Below are 26,728 nucleotides of genomic sequence, written 5' to 3'. Positions count from 1 at the left end.
GCCTCGCGGATAGACTTCGACCCCTATCTGGCCTCATCGGTTGAGATACAAAGGGGTGCAAACTCGTTCGTATCCGGCAACGGAGCACTGGGCGGAACGGTGAACTACAACACCAAAAACGCACGCGACCTGATAACGAAAGGCCAATGGGGCGGGTTCGCCCACGCAGGATATAACGGCAAAGACAACCTACGCTCGTTCATCGGAGGGGCAGCAGCCCTGTGGAAACAATGGGAAGCGTTGCTCATGGTTACCCGCCGCGACGGCAACGAGTTGCGAAACTTCGCCCACGGAGCGCGAACACGCAACATCACCTCTACCCAAACGGACCCCACCTCCTTTGCCCAAAACGCCTGGTTGGCCAAACTTGCCTATGCGCCCAACGAGCACCACCGCATTGATGCGGCCTTCTACGCGATGAACCGAAAGGCGGATGCCGAGGTTTGGACGCTCGAACCCATAGACGCTTTCACGGCAGAAGGCAAGCCTTATTATTATTCGCACGACCAATCGCTCACCCGACAGGCTTCTGCCGGCTACCGTTTCACGTCAGACGAAGCACTGGTTAAGAAGTTCGCAGCCAGGCTGCACTATCAGGTTTCGTATCTCGACGCCACCACTTGGACCGACTATTACCGGCCAAACTTCGACAAGCACAACGGCAACATGACGCTGTTGCACGAGGGCAAGCGCGACAAATACCGCGCACAAGAGATTGGCGACGCCCTGTTACGCCTCTCGGCCGACACCCGTAAGCTGCCTCTTGGCGCGCTAGGCCAACACAGCCTGAACCTAACCGCCACCACTTCGCTGCGCAATTACAACTCGCGCAACGTGGATGTGGAAAATCCCATAGCCGCTAACAACGTAGACGGATACACCGTTAGGCACGGAAAGGTGTACCTTTTGGGCGAGAGTATGGGCACCACGGCCGAAGCTTACGCCTTTGTAAACCCCATCAAGCGGTTCAACTTGGCCCTGTCGCTGCTAGACGAAGCCACGCTTTCGCCCGTGCTGAACCTCAAGCTGGGCCTGCGTTACGACCTCTTCCGCACAACAGACGATGCCGACACACAGGCGCGCAACACGGGTTACATTGCCTACCTGCTGCAAAACGTGCAGGGAGCCAACATGGATTTCAGTCCGATACGCAACACCCAAGGCGGCCTTTCGGCACTGGCCGTGCTGGCCTATACGCCCAAACCGTGGCTCAACTTGGCCTACAAGTTCTCCACGGGCTATCGGGTACCCAACATCGAAGAGCAGTATTTCCAGTTCTACAGCACGTGGCCATCGTTCCTTGTAATGGCAAACCGCGACCTGAAACCCGAAAAATCCATCAATCACGAGCTGGAAATAACGGGCAAAACCAATGCCCTGGCCTACATGTTCAGTGCCTATTACAACCATTACTCCGACTTTATCGAGCTTCGGCAAGGCCTGCTCACGGTGAGCGAGCCACTTATGCAGCAAGAAAAACGCCTGGCCTACGTAACCAACGTTAACCGCGACCGCGCCCACCTCGTAGGTTTCGATGCCGCCCTGCAACTATATCCAGATGCGTGGTGGCCCGTCTTGCGCGGCATTTCGCTGTCGTCGGCGTGGAGTTACGCACAGGGCGAGTCGTCTTCGGGCATGAGCATGCTCAGCGTTCAGCCGCTTGCCGGAAACATTGGGCTAGCCTACACCAATGCAAATAAGCGTTGGGAGGTTAACGCCAAGATGAATTTCCACTTCGCCAAGCCCATTTCGCAAACCACTTTTTGGGACCGCGACGCCTCCGGACGCGACATCATTCGCCGTTTTCCTGCCGCATTTTTAGAGAACGCATACACCTTCGACCTCTATGCCTATTATAAAATAGGTGGCCACATCACGCTGAGGGCGGGCGTGTACAACCTCTTCGACACCCAATATCACCGCTGGGACGACCTGCGGCAGCTCACCAACCCCGCCCTGCTGGGCAACATCAACCTCTTCTTTAAAGACGGGCGCAAGTCGCTCGCACGCTTCACACAGCCTCGCCGCTATCTGTCGGCGGCCATAGAAATAAACATTTAACCCCCCGCATATAATGAAACATATCGTATTGGCGGCCCTGTCGCTCGCCACTTTGTTCGCAGCATGCGACCAACGCAACGTTATAGACGTGCACCAAGAGGCCGCCGTGCCCGACCTGAACAACCCTGTGGTGCAGAAACTCACCTCCACCACATGGTTCAAAGACGTGAACTTGAACATCCCCAACGACTCGTGGAGCAGCACCAACTACAGCAAAAAGGCCTCAGGCCCATTCGAAGGCATGCTCTACTCTATGGCATGGCTGGGCATGGAGCTGCAACGAGACGGAACCTCCACGCTCATCTTCTATCCGCCGGTTACGAAATACCAATTCCTTCTTTGCAGGGGCAAGTGGAAAACATCGCCAACCGACCCCAACACCGTTATCATCGACACCAAAACACCCGTGGGATATGCAACCATGCGCGTGAAGGTGATGGACATGCAAACCAAAGACAACGTGGCGATGATACGAACATACATCGATACGGGCAACCGCGTGATGATGATAGACTTCTTTAACGGAGGCTCGGTGCTGGAAGGCGGCTCGCCAACAGAATTCCCCGACCTGCGCAACATGAGGCAAGCATGGTTCGACGGCATGCAGGTTAGCCGCCAACCAATAGACAAAAGCCTGTTCAACAACACCGCTTGGGAGATGTCGCCCCATAGCAGAGATGTGGAAAAAGATTTCGAAATACCCCAAATGGCCATCCGAACAACGTTCATTAACGACCTGCTAACCAAGACGCCCTCTCTTGTTTACGGGGCGAAGTTCAACTTCGCACAAGACGGCAACGTGTACATAGACATTCCATCCGTCGTTAAAGAGACGGCGTTCCGCCCCTGGGCATCGCAGGTTGAAGACAAAACCATCATGGTGAAAGGCACTTGGCGCACGCAAGGCAACCGCATCATCATCGAAACAAACGAACTGCCCTTCGCCAGCGTGGGCGAAGCGGTATTCCAACTGCCCGTAGATCTCCAACCGCTCGACGTGTTGTTTAGCGACAACAACGGCGATGCCGTGAGGGTTTGGAAAAACTATTACATCATCATCGAGTACATCAAACCCGCAAACACGGGCGCATGGTTCCGCATTTCTTCGCCGCAAGAAACCTATTACCTCTTTATGCGCAAGCAACCCATCGACAAATTAACCGATGTTAAAGGCGTTAGAGAAACCGCAAAAACGTTAAAACAACCCTAACACAAAGCCACAATGAACAAAACATATATCACGCTGGCCGCCACAACGGCCCTGGCACTTACACTGGCCTCGTGCCAAAAGGGCGACTTGCTCAACGTCGTTCAAGACGATGTGGAGCTGAACGAGAACACCGCCCAGTATCAGGAATTCATCAAAGAACGCGTTGCCGACTATGCCCGAGCCTACCGCTTTGAGCAGGCCCGCGCCAACTTGCCCAAGCTCACCAACGAGGCTAACCGCCAAGAAGGCGAACGCATCATCAACTTTTACCACGCAAAAGCCCTCAAAGACGGCTTTGCATACCTATTGCCCAACGGCGACTCGCTCTTCTTAAAGATGAAAAACGAAGAGAACCTGCCGCCAGAAAAGATAGAGCATATTCTGCAATTCAACCAGTATGCCGAGTTTAAAGGCCTGGGGCAAGACGTTACGTTGTGGGGAGCGGCCAACTTTCCAAACACGAAAAGCATTTACATCAACGAGGCGCAGATAACAAAAATGCTCGACCTAGACAAGCTTACAAAGCTAGAAGAGGTGAGGCTTATCTTTGAAAGCGGCAATTTCGACTACACGCTTTGGTTCCCCAACCGCCCCTTTAAGCCCATAGACGTAAGCGGATACGACTTCTCGAAGAACGACAAGATAACATGGATGGAGTTTAAGCACTGCGATCTCACCGCAATAAAAGCTCCCACAAACGTGTTCCCTATGTTTAAAGCAAGTTATTGCGAATACAACGCGAACACCATCAACACCCCGAGGGCGCGCAAAATGCAGTTCGAGTCCTGCAACATCCTAGAACCCGACATAAAAGTTACCAATCCCCACTTGCGCAGTTTAACCATCACTACCGATTTTGATGCAAACAACAGGGGTTTTCGCACGTTCGACATTAGTGCTAGCCGCATTAACTGTTTCTCTATTAATCAGCAAAACAGCAAGCAACATGAAGTAGAGGAGATTAAGCTCAATCAGTATCTAGACACCCTCGAGATACTAGGCCTGGGCAATAGGCAAAAAAAGCGAATATCGTGGGGCTAGACAAGATTAACAAGCTGAAACGACTGGCATACGACTTTACCGTGTGGCCCATGTTGCCTCAAGACATACCCTGCGCCGTTACATCTCTAAGCCTACCAGGCAGCAGCACGCCAGACATCAAGGTAGGAACGAAGATAGACTATACCAAAGTGCAAGGGCTGCGAGAGCTAGAAAACCAACAATTCATAACAGCCAACACCATTTACCCCGAAAACTTGGACTCGCTTGTTCTTAAACCCCTCAACTATATCAACCCCGTTAAGACGTTAGACCTTAGCCATACCAAGCTAAAAAGGTGTGAGTTGTATTTTGGATGGACAAGAGGCATGGAAGAAAGTAGGCCAGACATGCCCCGAATTGAGCTTATAAAAATGCCAACCACGATAGAAAAGCTAGATTTAAGCTCGATAAAAACCGATGTTCTAGACCTTACGGGCTTAGACAATCTTAGGTTTTTAAAGATAAATGATGATCTTGACAACCCAATTAAGCGGATTATCTTCCCTAAGAACCTTAAACGCAGCAACTTTAAAAAGAGCGACGACTTCATAATAAGGGTAGACAAGGGGAAAACCAAGCTTGTTAACTACCCTTCGTGGGTTACGCAAGACGAATTTGGTAACGACGTTGCGAAGTAAAATCGAACACATTCCGACAAAACGGTAACAAAACGAACAAGATAGCCACTCCCCTCCCCGCCCTCCCACCAAGGGAGGGGGGCGAAGGGGCTTGTGGAACGAGGGGGCGGTAGGCGGTCTGTAAGCCGACATGCCAACGCACTAGCAAGCAAATAAGCAGCCAAACGAACACATATCTGCACAAACCCACATCTTCGTAAACCCGTAAAACCACGTTCGTACAAAGCCACAAACCCATATCCTCATCAACACATAAACTCATAAACTCACAAACTAAAATCTCATAAACCAACACAACACTATGCAGAAAAAAGCAATTCGCTCCCTACTATGGATGCAGGCGCTACTTTGCGCCATGTTATTATTCGCGTGTTCTAACGACGACGACAGCAACGCCCCCCTACCAAAACCCGAACCCAAGGAGTTGAAGGTGCAAGTGGCCGCAGACACCAAGACCAACACCGCCACCGTAAACGTGGCCAACGCCCCAGCCGAGGCCTCGCTAAGCTTGGTTCTAGACGTTAAAAGGGGTAAAGCACTAGACCAAGCCAAAGCAGACAAGAACGGAACACATACCTTTAAGCTGCCCCTGCTGGCCGGTTATGAACAAAAACTGAAACTGGTAGTGAAAAGCGGAGCCACCAGTGCCGAGGTGAACAACCTTACTTTGCCCGCTGCCGAAGAGCAATACGCCGACGAACAAATTGCACAGGGCTTGCAAAAACACAAGTGGCTGTCTGACCAAAAGCGTTCGCGCATCATCGTAGACCACACTAGCTCAAACCCCTACCACATGTTTGTAAACACGGCCGTGAAGCATTTCGAGTTCCTGCCCAACTCCAAGTTCACCTTTACCGTGAGCTCTCCCCAGTCGAAGACCTTCCCCGACGGCAAGTGGAGCGTTAAGAACAAGCGCGTAGACATAGACACCCGCATACTCCTAGGCCCGATGCTCCTGCGCAACTCGCGCATACAAACCCTCACAGAGAAAGAAATGGCGATGCTAACCGAGGTAGACGGCGGGTTGTTCCTCCTCTGGTTCACAGCCGAATAAACGCCGCTACCTGGCCGCAAGCCCGGCTAACGGCCACCATCCAAGCTCCATTATTCCCCGTTTTGCCGAAATTCGGCATTTGTAGGGGTCAACACAAGCATATCTCCCAGTTGCATGGTTCGCCATGCCGCTGGGAGATTTCTTTTTGTAAACATGGGTTCGGCATAAAACGCAACGCACCTCCGCGAGGGAGTTCAGCGCATCGGCAGTACCCATTTCGTACAAAGGCTTGCAAACCCAGGCGCCTTTACCCCGGTGCTTAAACACAGCATCAACCTTTTCTCCACTAGTACCCGTTTCTGCCCGAGCGGTTCGCACCCCGAAACCACGCCAACAAAAAGCAGCGTGTACTTCTGTTTTGTACAATTTTCGGCTCGTTTTTTAACACTATGAGTGCCCTTTTTGCCCACCAACTGCCAACCTTGCCACAAAAAATCGATTCTCGCGAGGGTTGGTTTTGATGCAAAAAGGGGCTAACCTGCGAATGCAACAAAATGTATTTTTATTTAAAGATGCCCTTATTTGCACCTGTTTTTGGTTCATTTGCCGCTAAATATAGTGCGTTTTGATGCTAAACACTGTGCATTTTGGTGCTAAACGCAGTGCGTTTTGATGCTAAATGCAGTGCGTTTTGGTGCTAAACGCAAGGTAAAATGGTGCAAAATGCAGCGCAATATGCCGCTAAATGCAAGGCGAAAAGCATAAATATACGCCGTAATTGTATAAGCGAAACCTTTATGAACCAAGAAAAACATGGCCGAAAAGGGTAAAATAGTGGTTAAAAAGTGGGATTTTGGGGGCAAAAATCGGGTAATTGGGCTTTAAAAAATACGAGCCGGTAACCAAACTAGAAAGGCAAAATGGTGCAAAATGCAGGTTTTACACCCAAAAACAGACAAAACGGAAGACGAAAAAATCTAGAAATAGTGGCTTTTTGCCCACTTTTTAACCAACATTCTCGCTAGAACGGAGTAAAAATCGGAGCGATATTGTAAAACAAAAATAACCTTTTTAAGGTTTTGAGATGACGAGATGGTGAGTTGAAAGCATTGTAAGTTGATGAGCTGAGGACAACGCATCTGAACCCTCCCCCCGAACTCGCACGAACCGCCAAAGCAACTCCACACGACGAAAAGCTGTAACTGCCGCAACGCACTAACAGCCATCGCGCCCCGTTGGCCCCAAGCCGACGGGGCGTTTGGTTATATGGAGCAAAGCAACGACTATATGCCAATAAGAAGAAAAGATGTTTTTTCCCGAACATTTCCTACGCATTCACAGCATATTTTATTATCTTTGCGGCCAACAATCACGCCTTTGTATCACACCATATTATATTGAAAGGTAGACTTAAACATTAAAATTAACAACATATATGTTACGTAAAAACCTACTATTACAACTGTCGTTTGTGGCACTCGCATTGATGCCCCAAACGATGAAAGCGCAGTTTAACTGGCCATACAAAAAAGTAAACGGCACGTTAGTAACCGATGTTCCCCAACGCGACGCAGGACAACAATCGGCTCTCAACCTCGTTACGCCCAAGATGAAGGTGGTGCGCGTGGCCTTTGTTGGCCTTGGCATGCGCGGACCTGGTGCCGTTGAACGCTGGACCCACATCCCCGGTATCGAGATTAAAGCACTTTGCGACTACGAAAAGAGCCGCGCCGAGGGCTGCCAAAAGTATTTAAAGCAAGCCAGCATGCCTGCCGCCGATATCTATTACGGCGAAAACGGCTATAAGGAAATATGCAAACGCCCCGACATCGACCTCGTGTACATCGCTACCGACTGGGCTCACCACTTCCCCGTGGCCAAAGAGGCCATGACAAATGGCAAGCACGCGGCCATAGAAGTGCCTTCGGCCATGAACATGCACGAGATTTGGGAACTTATTAACCTCTCCGAGAAGACGCGCCTGCACTGCATCATGCTCGAAAACTGCTGCTACGACTTCTTCGAACTCAACTCGTTGCACATGGCACAAGAGGGACTTTTCGGCGACGTTATCTACGCCCAAGGCGCCTACCGCCACGAGTTGTCGCCCTTCTGGAAACACTATTGGAAGAACGGCCCCAACGACAAGCTGGGCTGGCGCCTACGTTATAACAAGGAGTTTCGTGGCGACGTGTATGCCACACACGGCCTTGGCCCCATCGCGCAGGTGCTGAACATCCACCGCGGCGACCGCATGCGCACCCTCATCGCAATGGATACGCGTTCGTTTAACGGCAAAAAACAAGTGGAAAAGTTCTCTGGCGAGCCTTGCGACACCTTCCGTAACGGCGACCAAACCACCACGCTCATCCGCACAGAGCAAGGTAAGGTGATGGAAATTATACACAACGTGATGACCCCCCAACCCTATAACCGCATGTATCAGCTTACGGGCACCAAGGGATTTGCCAACAAGTATCCCGTGGAAGGTTATGCCGTGTCGGCCAAAGACATGAAAGACGCTGGCGTTACGCCCTCTAACGACGACCTTTCGGGACACGATTACCTGAAAGAGGCCGACATGAAGGCGCTTGTTGAACGCTACACCAGCCCGATTGTGAAGAAATACGGTGACGAAGCCAAAGAAGTGGGCGGCCACGGAGGTATGGACTTCATCATGGACAGCCGCTTGGTGTACTGCCTGCAAAACGGCTTGCCACTCGATATGGACGTTTACGACTTGGCCGAGTGGTGCTGCCTAGCCGAGCTTGGCTCCATCTCGATGGACAACGGCTTTATGCCCGTAGAGGTTCCCGACTTTACCCGCGGCCATTGGAACGAGGTTAAGGGCTACAAACACGCTTACGCAGCACCCGAAGACGAGGCCAAGGCCCTTGCCGAGGCCAAAGCATTCACCGCCCAACTGAAAGCCAAAGGTGCAAAATATTGGGCTGCCGCCGACAAGAAGGCAGCCAAGAAGAAGGGTAAGAAGTAAGGTTGCTCACGCTTCACCACGCTTTCACGCCACCCAATTCGGCTTTTTGAAAGTTCGAATTGCACACCTAGTTGGCAGCATGCAAGCGTTATCTGCGTGAAAGGTTCGTAGACTTGGCAACCTGTCTACTTGTTAACTTGTCAACTAACAATTGAATATACCCCAAAAGATACCGAGCAATTACTCAAAATTGCTCGGTATCTTTTTGTAATAAAACAAGCTTGTGTGCGTTGTTGATAATAGTAAAGCCTCTCGTGTGCGAAATCCTCCGACCCCGGGAGAGAAACAAAGGAGGAACAGTTCAACATGAAACAACAAATAGTAAAGCATCTTTTGCTACTTTCTGTGTTAGTGTCTATTCCGCTACATGGGCAAGAAACCTATTCTAGCCTTACGCGAGCGGCTTTGGAAACCATGTGGCAGTCGGCAGACAGCGCAACTTACAAAAAGTCGCTTGCCATGTACGAGCATGCCTTTGCCCTTTTCCCCGACAGCATCGAAGACATAGGACTCTACAAGGCATCTGTTCTTGCTGGCTACCTGAACGAGAAAGACAAGGCTTTTAATTATCTAAACCGCCTATTTCAATTGTCTTCAAAACTCCCACAGTTGACCAAATGGGAACTTGTAATTGGCGAGTATGCCCAAGACGAGTATGCAAACTTGCTTTCTGACCCTAGGTGGGACGACCTGAAAATCAAAGCCTTGAAAGCCAAACAAACCTTTTACGACGGCCTAAAAGCCCTCGAAAAAGAGTTTTACGATGTGGATAAAGCTCCGTTGAACAATGCGAAAGATGGCAAGATACTGTACAGCGAGATTAAGAAAAAGGCTGGATTCCTGCCCAAGCAACAACAAGACTATTCTCTTTCGTTTGTGATAAACGACACGGCACGAACGGCATTCCTCGTTCATTTGCCCCCAAACTACAACCCTGCAAAGCGTTATCCCTTGCTATTCTTCCTACATGGGGCAGTCAGGAACAACCGCCTTACCGACTATCTGCCTGCTTCGTGGGTGTTATACGATTGGAACAGATATTACACCAAGTATGCCGAGCTGAACGATGTGATACTTGTCTTTCCACAAGGCAGCAAAGAATTCAACTGGATGACCTCCGATAAAGGGTTCTTCATGGTGCCTAAGATACTTACGCTTATTAAAAAGGCAATCAACGTAGACGACAACAAGGTGTTTATTACAGGACACTCAAATGGGGCCACAGGCTCTTTCTCGTATCTGATGAAACAGCCAACGCCATTTGCGGGCTTCTATGGTTTCAACACCCAGCCAAAAGTTTTCACGGGTGGAACCTTTGTCGAGAACATCAAAAACCGTTCGTTCATCAACTTTTCTACAGATCAAGACTACTATTATCCGCCAAATGCCAATGACGACTTTACCAAATTGATGAACAGCATCAATGCCGACTACAAGGAATATCGATACAATGGTTTTCCACATTGGTTTCCAGAGTTCGACGAGTCTGAACCGGCATACAAGATTTTGTTTGCCGACCTTCTTCAGCGGCAAAGAAACCCCTTCCCCAAAGAAATATCATGGGAGTTTGACGACAACCGATATGGAAACATTGATTGGCTTACAAACATGCAACTGGACACGCTGGCAAACAGGAAGGCATGGCACAAAGAAAAGAATTTCAAAATTAACCAATGGCTAGAATATAACGAAAAAGACAGTCTTATAACCAAAACCGTCGACAAGATGGCTTTCGATTTTCCACGTAAGTCGGGCAAGATATTGGCCAAGTATGCAAATAATGTCTTCCATATAGAAACCTCTTGCATCAAATCTTTCGCGGTAAACATCGCTCCCGAAATGGTAGACACGAACAAGAAAGTGCGCATATTTGTAAACGGGAAGTTGCGTTTCGACAAGCGCATTGGATATGATACGAGCTTGATGTTGAAGAACTTCAATGCAACACAAGACAGAAGCCAAGTCTGGATAAATCAGATTGACATCCGATAAAGCACAAAATCTACAACGTTATATCGACTAATGGCGCATGCAACACCTCGTTTCACACCAGGCAAACAACCCTTTCGCCCCGACCCCCACGGCTAAATGGTGCAAAATGCAGGTTTTGTTCTTTAAAAATCAGACTAACCAAAGGGTGTGAAAGTCTAGAAATAGTAGTTGTTGCCCACTTTAGCCTATATTTTCGCTAGGACGGAGTGAAGATTAGAGCAACATTGCAAAATAAAAAATAACAATTTAAGTTTTTGAGTTGGTGAGCTTGTGAGTTTATGAGTTGTTGAGTAGCCTAGATACATTCGTGAGTTGTTGGGTTATCGTAAGTTTAAAAGTCAGAGAGTTGATTTGTCTTGCACTTCGTATATGAGAGGAGTATTTATCTCGTGTCAGTGAGTCACAAAAATAACAAACTCCACTCAATTTATAGAAATGGGTTCTCTGCAGAACCCTCATACGTTCAAAAGGGGTGTCATTGAATATCAACAAGTTGCCTCTTCTAAAACTTCCTTGTGGAGGGGTTTTGCAGAAGTCTGGAAATATTAAAAGTCAAGACAGTTTCAGCACATACATGATGTGTGCGTTCTTTATTGTCATACTAAGGCCAACAAAATTAAAACGGGGAGCAAGAGCCACTTGGCTGCTTGCTCCCCGCTATCGCGATGCCGACTTACGGTCGGGCTATGATTGCTTATTAACAATGTGGCTTACTCGGCCTTCCATAAGTTTTGACCAGTGTTGCGTTTGTTGAGGTTTGCCATCCTAACCTCTGTTTCATTAAAGTGAAGATAGAAAGCCTGCTTAGGTGTGAATAAACTTCCTGAACTTGTCCAATAATACCCACGAGCACCAAGTTGTTCTAATTTGCCTTCAATATAGCAACCTGTGGCAGGTAGAAAGAAATAATTGGTTATATGACTTGGCCTACCCTTAGCAACCGTCTTGTTGGCGTCTCCTCCATCGGTGAAATTTGTTGTATAGTCGTATTTCTTACCGTTAAGGCCATATCCTTTCTTAAGATCTGAAACAGGCGTTATATTGTTTTCTGCAGCGATAACGCTTTGTTTCTTCAACCATATACCACCAGAACGAAGGTGTCCCCAAATAGTCCACAACGTACTGTTATCCCAATGTGGGTCGCCCTTCATCACATACCATTTACACTCGTTGGCATTGGGGCAGTCTTTGGCTTTGTTGCTTGCATTCCAGGGTGCAGGGCCTCCTTTGATTTCATTGTACCAACGTTCGTCCGGAGATGAAGTTGCGTATCCAGTTCCAGCAGGATCACTATTATCCTTTGGTTGGTTGGCTCCACCAGACCAATAGTCTTTCTTCGCATCCCACATATAATATAACTGTGAGTTATAGTCTCTTACTTCAATGTCTTGCGAAACATCGTAGAACTTATTCTCTTCATAGTTCTTCGATTTGACAACCTTAGTCACCACACCTCCAACTTTTGTTACAGCATCTTTGAGGTAATATTTGATGGTGAGTTTGTGTGCGCCTGGCTTTATAACCATGAACGCTCCGTTTTGGTTGAGTTGTGCATTGGAGCTTTCCAACTTAAACCCTTTGGGATTAGCAGTGCCACCCAAGTTTAGGGTAATGGTTTGCTTGGTGCCTTGGCCCGTTAGTTTTTTCGTTGTGGGGTCGAGTGTAAAGTTTCCGGCAATGAAATTGTCTGAGGTAACCTCAATTTTCTCGATGTATGTGCTCACAAAAGCATGCTTGGTTTTAGGCAAGAAACAGAGATAAGCCACCTTGTGGTCTAGCTTAAACTCAAATTGACCGCCGTTTTTTGTTGCTATAGCCATGCCGCAATCGCCAGCTACGCCAAAATGCTTGGTGTTATTAGGCTCGTTCTGGGTTTGTTTTTCAGCAATGGTAACATTGTTGTTGGTGCCGTTTACACCAGGATAAAACACCATATAGGTGTTGCTGTTGGCAAAAGCACCTGGCACCATGAATTTGAAACCGGCCTGCTTGTCGGCACTCACACTGTTTCTGCTGCGCCGATAAGCGTTGTTGTCGTCCAACACGTAAATCTTATCGGCGTTTTCCCAATAGAAAGCGCCATCGGGATAGCTCATCGAGGTGCGCGTGGCTGTGCTTGCATGCCTTGTGCTGCCATTCGATGTAAATGCCGTTAGGCCCGTAGTTTCTGTACTTCCGTTGTCTGTGCCCTTTGTTTGGATAAGTTCGTCAATGTTCGACTGACATCCCGACACCATAGCAACAAGGGCTGCCGCAAAGGCAAAGCCCCTTATACTTGTTTTCGTTAATTGCATTATTTACTTGATTTTTTACTTTCTCGTACTTGTTAAAACGTAAAAATGGATGTTGTAAAGCTCTTCACTCTTCTTAAAAATACTTCGAGTTCTCGTCCTCATCGTCCTCAATACCCGTTCCCTTTTCAGCCTTGTTATGCTGTCCGGGCACTGATGCGTCGACGAGCAACGTTACTGCTTCAACACCTACAACCTCTACTTGGGGTTTGGTGTACAAACTCCTTTCCAATTGATTCTTTTTCATTCTTTGATTAGCTTTGTACCTGAATATTGTTATTATTATCGACAAATATCGCAAAATGGACAGACAAAACATACGACCAAATGCGACCATGCGCCGACTTATAAAGACATAAGAAAACTGATTCTAAAACAGTTCTACACTACTCTCTACTTTAAAAACGGGTGCAAAGGTACGCATTTTATTTTAGCCGAGCAAAAAATTGGGCAAGAAAATGTGACTTTTGCCTATTGTTGTGCCTTAACCCCCAATCGGTTCGTTAAACCGCTTATCAATTATTTTAGGTTGTTTCCATCGTTTCCCATGCTGATTTCATTTGTTTGTCGACAACTATTCTGTCTCATTCTCTCGACGTAGCCCGCTACGCCTTCAAGAATAAGACAGACAATGCGCTCAACAACCAAACAAAATCTGCACAGGCTATAATGGCCGATTGGGGTTGAAAAAACAACCGTTGTTTTTGCACTTCGACTTGGAATGGTATAATCGAGGCATTACTTGCGCGAGAAGAATAAAGAAAAAGATTTGTCTACGGCACCGCTCGTACCACGTTTATTATCAACCGCCTACTAGCCTTGCGCATTTTTGCGCAAAATTCTTTATCCCGATATAGTTGTTGAGAGGAATACCCTACCTGTTGTACGTTACGGAACACGTATATTTCAAAGCATCACTCTTCTGTGGCTTTCGATTTAAGGGCGTTTGGGGTTAAAACGTTTAGGTGAGGGTGGTTTGAGACATACACAACAGCTTGCTGAACAATTTCAGCTAGGCATTGAACGCACCCTCGCAAATTTGGCCACAGAAGAGAATAGGGGAGCAATCGTTGCTCCCCTATTCAGGTTTTCATTAATGCTCAATTACTATATAAACGCCCATTTAGGGAGGTTTGCCGCGATGCTGCGTTAGCAGTTTAAAACTCGGCAAAGGCATTGCAGCCTTCGGATTCAAAGTTCTCGTCCTCCTCTTCTTCAAAGAAGTCGGAGGCCTTGCCATCTATGGGATTGTGTGGGTTGTAGCCCCCGCCAACGCCAGGGCTGGCTACGATCATCAGTTGTTCTGTTGCCACCAGCAATACCATGGCCAATGGCCTTCTGTATGTTTCCTTTTTCATTGCACCATATTTTATTTAACAATTACTTTCTTGCCTTGGCGGATGTAGATACCCTTTTGTGGGTTGCTCACTCGCTGTCCGTTCAGATTATAGAATATGTCGTTGCCTGTGTTGCCATCATCTGTTGTCACCTCTTCGATAGCGGTGGTGGTATCATCGTCATCGAAATGCAGTATCAACTTGGCGCCCGCAGGCTTTTTCAGTTTAAGGTATGCCTTATGTACGGGGAAGTTGTTCAAAGGCGTAGTGCATTTCTTGAACGTTCCGCCCTGCATCACATAGATTGGAGCTGCTGTCGAAGCTTGCACGGTGGCAGGTTTACCAAACACGCCATGCATGACATTGTTAGATATGTTATACGGGACATTGTCTTTCTCGCCAATGGTGTAATAGAATTTGTTATTGGAGGCAACCTTATTGTCTATTATTTTCAGTAGCACACCTGTCTCGGCTGGCACATATGCGTACGAGTCGCTAACGCCGCCGTGCTTATCAATACTAGTCATCTTAATGTGAGATGTGGCAGTGCCATAGTCGCCCGCCCCAGACTCTATCTTAGAGCCTGCCACGAATGCGGCTACACGAACGCCGTTTGCTGCCACACAATCCTTGAAATCGACGTCGAACTCGCGTGCAAAGGTGGCGTACTTCGTACTTATCTGCAAGTCGGTGATGCGATAGTCTATTTGTGAGGTGAAGTTGTAGGGGCTCGGCTTGTCCTTCTTTGTTGCTTGGTCGTAGACAGTCTTCGTCCACTTATCCTTATAATCTTGGCATGCCGACTTCTTAACATATATCTTGGTGTAAGGTGCAAACTCGTTAAAGTTTACTTCTGTTTCGTCTAACGCGAAACGAGTGGTGCTGAGCATGTCCTTAGTTGGTTCGCTCTCGATAAAGAACACGCTCTTTATATTATGGTTTTTAGCCACAAAAGCCCTTGCCCCGATATACTTCACGTTCTTCTTAACCACCACTTCCTGTACGCTGCTGGGAGCGTTCTCGAAAGCGTAGTCGCCGATAAGACTCACTTCGTAGGTATTGCCTTGATACTCGATAGACTTGGGCAAGATAAAGGTGTGGTCGGCACACGAAGTGCTGAGCAAATCGACCGCTTTGTCGGACACAGCGATGTATTCCTCAGTCTTTTCGTTGAACGAGGGGCTTATGGAGGCGAACTTACTGTAAAATGGATTAGCTTGATATGCGGCAAGCTTGTCTTTACGCACGTTGATGCGTATCTTTCCCATGTTCTTTATTGGTCCCTTGTCTTCATCGAACGAGGTTTCATTCTGGGCTTGATTAATTCTGTTGGGGGTAATCATCTGGTCGCAAAGGAACGTGATGGTGTTCAAGTTATCGCAAAGTCCGAATGCCCGAATGCCGATAGAGTCTACCTTATTGGGGATAGTTACATTCACCAGTTTCTTACAATCGTAGAAGGCATAGTCGCCGACAATGGTTATCGACGGAGGCAACAACGTGAACTTATCGTTGGCTTTGCCTGGTGGGAAAATCATTAGTTTCGCCTTATTCTTAGAGAGCAGGCAGCCGTCTACGCTAGAATACTCGTTATTGTCTCTGTCTACGTTTATTTCTGTGAGGTTTGAACAGTACTTAAATGCCTCGGGGCTAATGCTAGTTGTTGTTTTTGTCACGTCTATTTTGGTAAGAGCTTGGCATTTCAAGAAGGCCTCGCGCTCAATCTTCGTTACTTTCTTGGGGATGTTGATGCTAGTAATGCCACAATCGGCAAAGGCTCCTGCACCTATTACATCTATTTCGGCATCGGGATGGAATGTTACCGTCTTCATACTAGCACATCCGATGAAAGCGTTAGACTCGATAAAGCGCACAGACTTAGGGATGTTAAACGACTCGAGAAGGCGCAGACCAGCAAACACATTCTTTTCAAGCCTCTCCAACTCGCAGTCGCCTAAGAAATTGAATGCTTTCAGTTTGGAGTTCGTGGAAAAAGCCCCATGCCTGATGTTTTTCAGTTTTGAACCTGCCGGGACATTGATTGTTTCTAGGTTGATGCACATGTAGAAAATCTCGTTCAGCTTGGGCAGCGATTTGGGCAACGTCACCTCCTTTAGGCTGCTGCACCACCTGAATGCATAATATTCAATCTCTTGTAATTGCGAATTTGCGTCGAAAGTTATCGTCTTGAGGTTTTGTACATCGCGAAAAGCTTCTGCGTTGATGCGCGCCACTTTTGCGGGAATGTGCATCGTGGTTATATACTTGGCACTTTGAAAGGCGTGACCGGCGATTACCTCTACACTCTGAGGTATTGTGTATGTTGTACCCATCTTGCTGCCAGGGTAGAAGTATAGCGTTTTCATGTCCTTAGAGAACAGCACTCCACCCACGGCAACAAAGTCTTTGTTTTGGGGATGGACCTTATATTCCGTCAAATTCGAGCATGCCTCAAAACAACCTTCCGACATACCATCACCTGTTACGTCATCATAGGGTTTCAAGTTTTGGGGCAATGTTATGGAGGTAAGTTTAGTTACGCTGTACATAGACGATTTAACCAATTTCGTTACGCCGTTAAGGTTGATGCTTTCTAGCTTGGAATTACTTGATATGGCGTAATTAGTAATGGCTTTAATGCCATTGGGTACGGTATAGTTGGTGGCCTCTCTCCCCCTTGGATACAATACGAGCGTTGTATCTCTGAAAAGAACGCCATCGATAACCTTGAAATGTGGTGCGCCAGCAGGGATCTCGAAGGCAGTAAACGAGCTGGTGGGTACAATAGTGGGGTAACCCTCGTACACCTTTTCTAGATTCTTAGGCAAAGCAATCCTTGTAAGGCCATGCACGCTTTGGAAAGCAGCCGCATCGATATACGTTACTTGCCCGTCGACAGTGTACTTTCCTCCCTGCAACGGAACATCAGAAGGAACGGCATAAAGTGTTTTCCTACCCCTAGAGTAGAGTACACCGTTTGCATCGCTCTCAAACTTGGGGTTTTGAGGATGCACATCGAATCTTGGAGTCGAGTAAATGCTACTCCACGCCCCAGACCTTATCGTTTCCAACTTTTTGGGAATGTTCATAGAAGTGAGTGTAGCTCCCGAGAATGCGTACCCCCAAATATACTCCACGGTTTCCGGCAAATGCACAGAGGTGATGCCATAACTCCTGTATTGTGGATTATACTCTGCCCCGATAACAGTAAGAACGTATCCGTACTTATCGGTCACGGTGGGCGGCAAGTTCAAATGTCCTGTCTTGGTGGATTTCACGCCAAGATAAGAAAGGGTTAGTTTCTTTCCCGAAACAACTTTGTAATAGCAATCACCGAAATTCACAATTTGGTCGTCGGTGTATGAAAATCCCCTAATTGGCATTGCCACAAACAGCATAAAAAATAAAAGTCTAAACGTGTTCATGTTATTATGAGTTATTTAATGAAATGGTAATTGCCCCAGAAGGTTAGATGTTTAACAATACGATAAGCCCCAGCAATAAACAACATGCCAGCTGCTTAAACGCCCAACGCACCACGGCATTGCCGTACTCAATGGTTTTGCATTTGCACAAGACTTGTGTTTCGTAACCCCCTACGGTATTAATTCTCTCGTTTTCCATGACATGTATAAGTTGCATCCTTATAATACGTACGTACAATTCCGTAACTCTCAATAAAGGGGCATTTGCCATCTCTAATCTCTATCGGACGCTGTTTTTCATGGGCATCCGCTGTGCGTTGCGAAGTTTCCAACCCGTTGTCCACGATGTTGAATACGAACGTGCTTTACCTGTCACGACCTTTACAAAGCAACTATTTGCCTCTGCATAGTCTTATGCTGCAAAGTTAAACAATTTTACAGACATGGCAAACAATAAGAGGTTATTTTATGTTATTATACGTTTTGAAAAACGGAAGTTGTGAAATTTTGAATGAAACAAACGCACCTTGTTTCGGTTTTAGCCTAAGGTCTGTTCTAAAAAACATCACGCTTATGCCGTTCTCCTTAACTAACTTTCGCAAGTGAATAAATCACCCTGCGATTTTATATTTATAGTCAAACAAAGGAGTATTTAACAACGATAGCTGTCAACTAATCTCAGTACACTACACTTTTTAATCTATCAGATGGCGTCAGCATCATTGACATCCCCTCCCCTTTCCGCCTATTGTTCGCCAATTTCACCACCAAATGTCCGTTTTTGTGTATTTTTAAATAAGCGTTTTGTCCTTATATCAAGATAATTGCGTATTTTTGCAGATGCTGCGCCACGCGCAATAAAACGAGAAGAGATGCTGAAAGTAAAGATTATTAACCGCGGACACCAACCGCTACCCACATACGCCACGGCTCTTAGTGCAGGAATGGACTTGCGAGCCAACATCGACGAAGACATCACTCTGCTGCCCATGCAACGCCGACTGGTGCCAACGGGGCTGCACATGGCTCTGCCCGAAGGCTACGAGGCGCAGATAAGGCCACGCAGCGGTCTTGCCCTTAAACACGGCATCACCGTGCTTAACACCCCTGGCACAGTGGATGCCGACTATCGCGGCGAAATTATGGTGCTGCTGATTAACTTCTCTAACGAACCTTTCATCGTGAAAGACGGCGAACGAATAGCACAAATGATTGTTGCCAAGCACGAACAAGTGAGCTTTGAACTCACCGAAACGCTCGACGAAACCGAAAGGGGAGCAGGCGGATACGGACATACTGGACTGAAATAACACAACTGATGAAACGAAATCTGATACACATCGCCGTTGCGACAGCCACTATCGCCACGGCTTTCACCATGGCAACACCCACGCTATGGGCCAAGAAAAAGGTGCAACCCGCAAGAGTTGTGCCTACCAAAACTTTGTCGTATAACGACCAACGCCGTTTCGACTACTTCTTTCTCGAAGCCGTGAAACAAGAAAACACAGGCAATTACGCCTCGGCACTTGCCTTGATGAGCCACTGCCTGAGCATCAACCCCAACGCAGCGGAGGTTTATTTCATGCAGGCACCTTACTATGTGCAGATAAAAAACGACTCGTTGGCATTGGCCTGCCTGCAAAAGGCGGCATCGCTACGCCCCGACAACGCCACCTTTACCGAACGCCTAGGGCAGTTTTACATCAGCAGCGGCAACTTCGACAAGGCCATCGAGACGTACGAAAGGCTCACCACAAACAGTGGGGAGCGCGACAACGACGATGCGCTGAACATCCTCATGCAGCTTTATAACAAGAAGAAAGACTTTGCAGGGGTGCTAAGGTCGCTCGAACGACTGGAACAAGTGAACGGCGTTAGCGAAGAAACAACCCTCTCGAAGGTGCGCGCCTACGAGATGCTGGACAACAAGAACGCGGCATACAAGGCCTTGAAACAGCTAAGCGACGACCATCCCAATGACGTGAACTATCGTCTGATGCTCGGAAACTGGCTTATGCAGAACCAAAAGGAGGCCGCCGCGCATAAGATTTTTACCGATGTGCTGGCCGACGACCCCGACAATAGCTTTGCACAGGCATCGCTCTACGACTATTATCGCGCCAAAAACGACGAGGCGAAGGCCTCACAGCTGCGCGACAAGATGCTAATCAGCTCGAAGACCGACGACGAAACGAAACTCTCCATCATGCGACAGGTGGTGCAAGAGAACGAACGCGCAGGCGGCGACAGCACAAAGGTGCTGGCACTTTTCGACAAAATAACGGAGGCCAACCCCAACGACGCGGGCATGGCCGAGCTGAAAGCGGCCTACATGTCGGTGAAGAAGATGCCCGACAGCTTGGTGGTTGATGCCCTGAAGCGGGTTGTTGCCATCGCACCCGACAACGCTGGGGCACGTTTGCAGCTTATCGAGAACCTTTGGAGAAAACAAAAATGGGACGAAATACTGGCTTTGAGCAAGCAGGCACAGGCCTACAACCCCGAAGAGATGGCTTTTTACTACTTCGAAGGCATTGCCTGCTTTCAGAAAGACAAGAAAGACGAGGCGTTAGATGCTTTCAGAAGGGGTGTAACGCAGATTAACGCCAACAGCAATAAGGACATCGTGTCGGACTTTTACGAGCTGATGGGGGAAATTCTGTATCAAAAGGGGTTGGCAAAGGAGGCTTTCGCATCGTATGACAGCTGCCTGCAATGGAAGCCCAACAACCTGGGATGCCTTAACAACTACGCCTATTACCTAGGTGAAAAGGGCATCGAGCTAGATAAGGCCGAGGCCATGAGCTACCGAACTGTGAAGGAAGAACCCAACAACGGCACCTATCTCGACACCTATGCGTGGCTGCTTTTCCTTAAAAGGAGGTATTCGGAGGCGCAGGTTTACATCGACCAGGCACTCAAAAACGACTCTAACAGCCTTAAAAGCAAGGTGGTGGTGGAACATGCAGGCGACATTCACGCCATGAATGGCGACACGAACAAGGCCATTGAATATTGGAAAAAGGCCTTGGAACTGGGTGCCGACAAGGCGGTTATCAACAGGAAGATAAAGCTTAAGAAACCTTTCTGAGTGAACAGAAGAAGGCATTTCGGGAATTAAGGAGTTAAACCGCATGATGAAAAGTAACATGGAGTGAAGGAGGAAAGATGTTTAAGGAGTTAAGCAATGCCCTTTTCCGAGCTTTGTTTGGCAAGCTAATTCAACTAGTTAGGCTAGAAAAACTAGAAAAACAGGAGTCTAGAAAGTCTAGAACAACTAGAACAACTAGAAAACCTAGAATAACTAGAATAACTAGAAAACCAAAAACAACTAGAAAACCTAGTTCAACTAGAAAAATTAGCAAGCCAAAGCCAACAAACGCAACGGGCGCAGCCATCTTTTCACCCTTTCACCTTTTCACCTTTTCACCTTTTCACCTTTAAAGGCCCTTTCACTCTTCGAGAGTACATATACACTATTTACCACCAAAAAACATACAGTTATGATAAAGAAGAAAAAAACAACAACGGCATGCACCCGCAATGGGCTGCGACACATAACAGGTTTTAAAGCGGCAGTAAGAATACTAAGTCTTGCTCTCGTAGTGGTACTTACACCACTGATATGGACCTCTTGCAAAACAAAGTCGGCTGTGGTGTCCGACAGTTCGACACCCACGCACAAGGCTGCACGCGACCGCGAAGTGCTGGCCAACAACCAATTGGCCTTTATGCGCCGCGTTAACGACAACCAAGTGTATGCCAAAAACATCGTTGGAAGTATTTCGCTCAACGTGCAAGGCGCGGGAAAAGACGTAACAGTGCCAGGACAACTGCGCATGAGAAAAGACGAAGTGATACGTCTGCAAGCATTTGTGCCACTGCTTGGCACCGAAGTGGGGCGTGTAGAGTTCACACCCGACTACGTACTGGTTATCGACCGCATTCATAAAGAATACATCAAGGCCGACTACAACCAAATGGATTTCTTGCGAAAGAACGGACTTAACTTTTATAGCTTGCAGGCCTTGTTCTGGAACCAACTGCTATTGCCCGACCGCCCACGCATCACCGAAAGCGACCTCAACCAGTTCAGCGTTACTTTCGGCGGCGGCAGCAGCAACCCCATAACCTATTCCACGGGCAATTTCAACTACGCCTGGCTAGCCGATGCCGACAACGGACGCTTACGACAAACGGACATAACCCATCAAGACGCCACACGCGGAACTTCTAGACTTACATGGAAGTATGGCGACTTCAAAGGAGTTGGTGTAAAGATGTTCCCCGCATCGCAAGTGTTCAGTATGAGTTCTGCAGCCGTGAAGGGCGGACAAACTTTGCAAGTGAGCATCAAGATGAACGAAGTGAAGACCGACGAGAAATGGGAGGCACAAACAACGGTGTCGCCTAAGTATAAGCGCGTAAAGGCACAAGATGTCTTCAACAAAATACTCAACATGTAAATGAAACACGTTCTAACCATCCTCCTTGCCCTCATGGTGGCCTTCCCACTCGGTGCGCAGAAAAAGCGTACCGCCAAGAAGTCGCGCCCTACGGCCACCACACAAAAGCGAACGCAGGCTAAACCCAAAGGCGCAACCAAAGGCAAAACCGCTCCGCCTGCCAAAAAGAACGCCAAGATAGCAAAAGCTCCTGCTAAGAAAACAGTCAAGCCTGCACCCAAGAAGGGTGCAAAGGCGGCAAACAAACGTGGAAACGCCGCGCGCGAAAAGAACACGCAGGCCGAAACCAACAAAGTTATCAAGGGCTTACAGGGGCAAAGGGAGGCCATAAAGAAAAAAATTCAACAACAAGAGGCCGCACTTAAAGCCAATCAGGCCGACGTAAAGAAGAGGTTGCAAGAGTTGATGGTTATCAACAGCGAGATTGGCGAACGCCAAAAGAACATCGACGGCATTCAAAAAGACATCAAGCACATCGAAGGAAACATCGGCATACTTAACTCGCAGTTGGCTACGCTTGAACAACAGTTGGCCGATCGCAAAGCAAAGTACATCCGTTCGGTGCGCTACATGGCGCGCCACCGTTCGGTGCAGGACAAGATGATGTTTGTTTTCTCGGCCAAAAATTTGGCACAAGTATATCGCCGCATGCGTTTCGTGCGCGAATACGCCTCGTATCAAAAGGCACAAGGCGAATTGGTTAAGGCCAAACAGCAACAAGTAACCGAGAAACATATCCAATTGGAAGAGGTGAAAGGCCAAAAGAACACCTTATTATATAAGGGACGCCAAGAACACGCCGCACTGCAAACCAAACAAGGCGAACAACAAAAAGCCGTTGACGGACTGCAACAGCAACAAAAGACCATTCAGGCCGTCATTGCCGAACAACAAAAAAAAGATGCCGCCTTAAACGCCGAGATAGACAGACTCATTGCCATCGAAGTGGAAAAGGCTAGGCAAAGAGCCATCGCCGAGGCCAAGCGTAAAGCAGAAGCGGCCGAGGCTGCTAAACGTAAAGCCGAAGAGTTGGCAAGAAAGAAAGCTGCGGCCGAAGCTGCGGCACGGGAGAACCAACGCCGTATTGCCGAAGCCAAGGCGCGCGAAGAGCGACTAAGAGCAGAAGCTAAAGTGGCCGCAGAAGCCGAAAGGGCACGCCGAGTTGAGGCCGAAAGGGCTGCACGCGAGGCTGAAGAACGCCGGGCAAGAGCAGAAAGGGAAACGGCAGACAAACGGTCACGTGCCGAAAAGGAGGCCAGAGAGGCTGCCGAACGTAAGGCAAGAGCCGACCAAGCGGCGCGCGAGTCGGCCGAGAAACAAGCACGAGCACAACAAGCGGCACGCGAAGCCGAGGCTGCACGCGTGGCGGCCGAGCGCAAAGCCGAAGCCGAAAGGGCGAGAAGCGAGAAGGCCATTGCCGACAGCAAGAAGGAAGTGGAAGAGACACGCAAGCTCAGTACGGTAGACCGAATGGTGAGCGGTGGTTTCGAAGCCAACAAGGGGCGCTTGCCCATGCCCATTACAGGCAACTATCGCATCGTTAGCCACTTCGGGCAATACAATGTTGAAGGCCTTAAAAACGTAAAACTAGACAACAAGGGCATCAACATCCTTGGCGGCAATGGCTGTCAAGCACGCAGCATCTACGATGGCGAGGTGAGTGCCGTGTTTGGTTACGGAGGTTCGATGGTGGTAATGGTACGCCACGGTGCCTATATCTCAGTGTATGCCAACCTCCGTTCGGCCAATGTAACGCGTGGCCAGCACGTAACCACACGCCAAACGCTCGGAACCGTGGGTGCAGATAACATCCTGCAATTCCAACTGCGCAAGGAAACAGCAAAACTAAACCCAGAAACTTGGCTAGGCAGGTAATTCCTGTTGCTCACCACCAATCTACATCTAGATACTCGCTACTCAACAAGTGTCACCATGTTTGGCATGCTTGCTGAGTAGCGTGTTTGTTGTCTTATAATGAAGTCATCCAGACTTTTAAAATCTCTACAAATTGAGAGGAGTTTATTATCCTTATGCAGTAAAACCAAGACAAACACTCCTCTCATGTACGAAGTACTGGACAAAGATACAATAAAAACTGTAATCTTGCCACATTTGTCTGTGGCAAAACGCTGTTGTGTTACTAAAAGCAACCTGGTGGAGGCCATTCAGTGCATTCGCTACAAGTTGAAAACGGACTGTCAGTGGCACATAATGAGGAAAAAGTAAAGGACGTTTCTTTATGTTTCTTATGTTCTTATGTCAAAAGTGGACGTGTTTATGCCAACACACGAGAAAAGAACGTTTTCAGTAAGCCAATTGAACACTGTCGAGCTTGCTCGAACATTGTCATGGCGAGAAAACGCACTTTTCGAGGAACGAGAAAAGAACAATCAACTTGTCCACTTGTCTTCTTGTTAACTTGTCAACTTACCACACCCTGTCAACTTTTCCGCAAGAAATTTAACATTATGAGTGCCCTTTTTACCAACCAATCACCCACCTTGTCGCAAAAAATCGATTCTCGCGAAGGTTTGTTTTGATGCAAAAAAGGGTTGGTCTGTGAATACGATAAAATGAATATTTATTTCAAGAAACCGCCATTTGTACCACATTTGAGGCTATTTGCGGCTAAATATACTGCAATTTGCAGCAAAACGCAGTGCAATTTGCCGCTAAACGCAGTGCGTTTTGGTGCTAAATGCAGTGCGTTTTGATGCTAAATGCAAGGTAAAATGGTGCTAAATGCAGTGCAAAATGCAGCTAAACGCAAGACGAAAAGTATAAATATGCGCCGCAATGGTATAAACAAAACCTCTTAGAGCCATGAAATATATGGCAAAAAAGGCAAAATGGTGGTTAAAAAGTGAGGTTTTAGGGGCTAAAAGTGGGTAATTGGGGGTAAAAAATAATGAGTTGGCAGCCAATCTAGAAAGGCTAAATGGTACAAAATGCAGGTTCTTTTCTTAAAATTAAACATATTGGGAACCGTAAAAGATCAAAAACAGTGGCAATTTACCCACTTTATGGCCTATATTTTCGCTAGAACGGAGCGAAAACTAGAGCAATGCTGTAAAATAAAAGATAACGATTTAAGCTTTTGAGTTGATGAGTTTTTCAGTTGGGGAGCTTTTGGGTTGATTAGTTCTTGAGTTGATGAGCTTTTCAGTTGATGAGCTTTTCAGTTGATGATGTTTTCAGTTGATGATGTTTTGGGTTAATGGGCTTTGGAGTTGGGGCGTTTGTGAATTTGTGAGTTGATTTCTTCGGGAGTTGTTGGGCTTTTGTGAGTTTATAAGCCAGTGAGTTGGTTTGTCAAGCACTTCTCTCAATTTATAGAAACATTAAAAGTCAAGACGACTTCAAAGATAATAAACCCCTCTCAATTTGTCGAGATTTAAAAAGTCTAGATGACTTCAATGGTTAAATTTAAATTTCAATCGGTCGTTAGTCTGCTTATCAATTCTTTTAGGCCGTTTCCATCTCCTCCAATAGCAAGTGTAACGAAAGACGTTTTTACCAGAAAGCATGAACCCAAATTGGACATTAAGGAACACATCTTTCTTTTTTGCTGGAAAAACACAGTATGCTTGCAAATGGTTCGTTCTCCATTAACGTCTTTGTCGATTACGGGAGGCGTCTCATTACACTTTACTTTCAACCCCAACCAGAGTTCATTAAACCGTTTATCAAACATTTTAAGTTATTCCCATCGCTGCCTGTTCATCTTTCGTTTGCTTGCAGGCATATTGTCTGTCTTATCCTCTTAAAAGTAGCCCGTTACGCCTTCAAAAGAATAAGCCGACAAGATGCCGGCAAGCAAACAAAATCCGCGCTGGCTCGAACGACTGACTTGGGACAAATGACTGGTTTGGGATTAATCATTTGCGCCCATATAGCAATTTCTCCGACAAGATGAAAGTGTTTTTTCTAATGGCCAATTTGACATAGACAATTCACGCTGGCTGTTACTCCTGATGAGGAACGTTGCGTCCATGCTACGCGGTAGCTAACGAATAACGTTCTTCTCTTACGCCTTAGACATGTTCAACACATGGTAGCCTTATTTCATAACTCGTATGGTTTAGTCCGTCAAAATCGAACATCTTAGCGGTGTACCGCTGCCACAAAAGGAGAATAGGGGAGTGTTACTCTCCCCTATTCGATCAACCATAAATATTCATTTAACCATGAAATTTATCGCCCTTCCTATTTCAAACGAAGTGATTCGATCGCCCATAAAATTTCGTTTACTCATGAACAATCTATCTTTTTATG

Annotated in this window: 15 protein-coding genes and 1 pseudogene; 12 read left to right on the top strand and 4 right to left on the bottom strand. The window is 47.4% G+C overall.

Features of this window, described 5'->3' with window-relative positions; genetic code table 11:
* The 7 genes from HMPREF0670_RS13470 to HMPREF0670_RS13435 all read left to right on the top strand — a co-directional run.
* A partial coding sequence (locus HMPREF0670_RS13470) for a TonB-dependent receptor domain-containing protein (RefSeq protein ID WP_044078333.1) occupies positions 1-2,061 on the top strand: 2,061 nt, incomplete at its 5' end.
* A gap of 13 nt (positions 2,062-2,074) precedes the next feature.
* Positions 2,075-3,271 carry a hypothetical protein gene (locus HMPREF0670_RS13465; protein WP_009231698.1) on the top strand — a complete coding sequence of 399 codons (1,197 nt, stop codon included), beginning with the start codon at positions 2,075-2,077 and terminating at the stop codon, positions 3,269-3,271.
* Between the two features lie 12 nt (positions 3,272-3,283).
* Positions 3,284-4,312, top strand: a complete 1,029-nt coding sequence (locus HMPREF0670_RS17225; RefSeq protein WP_009231697.1) for a hypothetical protein — start codon at positions 3,284-3,286, stop codon at positions 4,310-4,312.
* A complete protein-coding gene (locus tag HMPREF0670_RS17220; protein ID WP_009231696.1) occupies positions 4,303-4,950 on the top strand; it encodes a hypothetical protein in 648 nt (215 codons plus the stop codon). The genes HMPREF0670_RS17225 and HMPREF0670_RS17220 overlap by 10 nt, the downstream gene beginning before the upstream one ends.
* A 301-nt stretch (positions 4,951-5,251) precedes the next feature.
* Positions 5,252-6,004, top strand: a complete 753-nt coding sequence (locus HMPREF0670_RS13450) for a hypothetical protein (RefSeq protein ID WP_009231695.1) — start codon at positions 5,252-5,254, stop codon at positions 6,002-6,004.
* Positions 6,005-7,379: 1,375 nt separating this feature from the next.
* On the top strand, positions 7,380-8,939 hold the full coding sequence (locus HMPREF0670_RS13440) for a Gfo/Idh/MocA family protein (protein ID WP_009231694.1): 1,560 nt from the start codon (positions 7,380-7,382) through the stop codon (positions 8,937-8,939).
* A gap of 306 nt (positions 8,940-9,245) precedes the next feature.
* Positions 9,246-10,931 (top strand): alpha/beta hydrolase-fold protein, encoded by a 1,686-nt coding sequence (locus tag HMPREF0670_RS13435; protein WP_009231693.1) that lies wholly within the window; start codon positions 9,246-9,248, stop codon positions 10,929-10,931.
* Between the two features lie 710 nt (positions 10,932-11,641).
* Here HMPREF0670_RS13435 and HMPREF0670_RS13430 read toward each other — a convergent pair.
* The 4 genes from HMPREF0670_RS13430 to HMPREF0670_RS13420 form a co-directional block, all read right to left on the bottom strand.
* Positions 11,642-13,225, bottom strand: a complete 1,584-nt coding sequence (locus HMPREF0670_RS13430) for a hypothetical protein (RefSeq protein WP_009231692.1) — start codon at positions 13,223-13,225, stop codon at positions 11,642-11,644.
* A 73-nt stretch (positions 13,226-13,298) separates the two neighbouring features.
* Positions 13,299-13,469 carry a hypothetical protein gene (locus tag HMPREF0670_RS16495; protein ID WP_009231691.1) on the bottom strand — a complete coding sequence of 57 codons (171 nt, stop codon included), beginning with the start codon at positions 13,467-13,469 and terminating at the stop codon, positions 13,299-13,301.
* A 910-nt stretch (positions 13,470-14,379) separates the two neighbouring features.
* Positions 14,380-14,580: a hypothetical protein gene (locus HMPREF0670_RS13425; RefSeq protein WP_009231690.1), complete on the bottom strand. Its 201-nt coding sequence runs from the start codon at positions 14,578-14,580 to the stop codon at positions 14,380-14,382.
* Positions 14,581-14,591: 11 nt separating this feature from the next.
* Positions 14,592-17,984, bottom strand: coding sequence for a leucine-rich repeat domain-containing protein (locus HMPREF0670_RS13420; protein ID WP_232213934.1), 3,393 nt, complete (start codon positions 17,982-17,984; stop codon positions 14,592-14,594).
* An 872-nt stretch (positions 17,985-18,856) separates the two neighbouring features.
* On the opposite strand from HMPREF0670_RS13420, the gene dut reads away from it, so the two are divergent.
* From dut to HMPREF0670_RS17215, 5 genes and pseudogenes are all read left to right on the top strand, one after another.
* Positions 18,857-19,294, top strand: a complete 438-nt coding sequence (dut, locus tag HMPREF0670_RS13410) for a dUTP diphosphatase (RefSeq protein WP_198009313.1) — start codon at positions 18,857-18,859, stop codon at positions 19,292-19,294.
* 8 nt (positions 19,295-19,302) lie between these two features.
* Entirely contained in the window at positions 19,303-21,078 is a 1,776-nt protein-coding gene (locus HMPREF0670_RS13405; protein ID WP_009231687.1) for a tetratricopeptide repeat protein, read from the top strand.
* A 412-nt stretch (positions 21,079-21,490) separates the two neighbouring features.
* Entirely contained in the window at positions 21,491-22,453 is a 963-nt protein-coding gene (locus HMPREF0670_RS13400) for a DUF4292 domain-containing protein (RefSeq protein WP_157579652.1), read from the top strand.
* Positions 22,454-24,328, top strand: a complete 1,875-nt coding sequence (locus HMPREF0670_RS13395) for a peptidoglycan DD-metalloendopeptidase family protein (RefSeq protein ID WP_009231685.1) — start codon at positions 22,454-22,456, stop codon at positions 24,326-24,328.
* A gap of 186 nt (positions 24,329-24,514) precedes the next feature.
* Positions 24,515-24,658 (top strand): annotated as a pseudogene (locus HMPREF0670_RS17215) (IS5/IS1182 family transposase); the annotation flags it as partial.
* Between the last annotated feature and the right edge of the window lie 2,070 nt (positions 24,659-26,728).

Source organism: Prevotella sp. oral taxon 317 str. F0108, from assembly GCF_000162415.1.
Classification (GTDB): Bacteria; Bacteroidota; Bacteroidia; order Bacteroidales; family Bacteroidaceae; genus Prevotella; species Prevotella conceptionensis.
The sequence above is the reverse complement of the archived record's forward strand: the minus strand, read 5'-3'. Positions and strand labels throughout refer to the sequence as shown.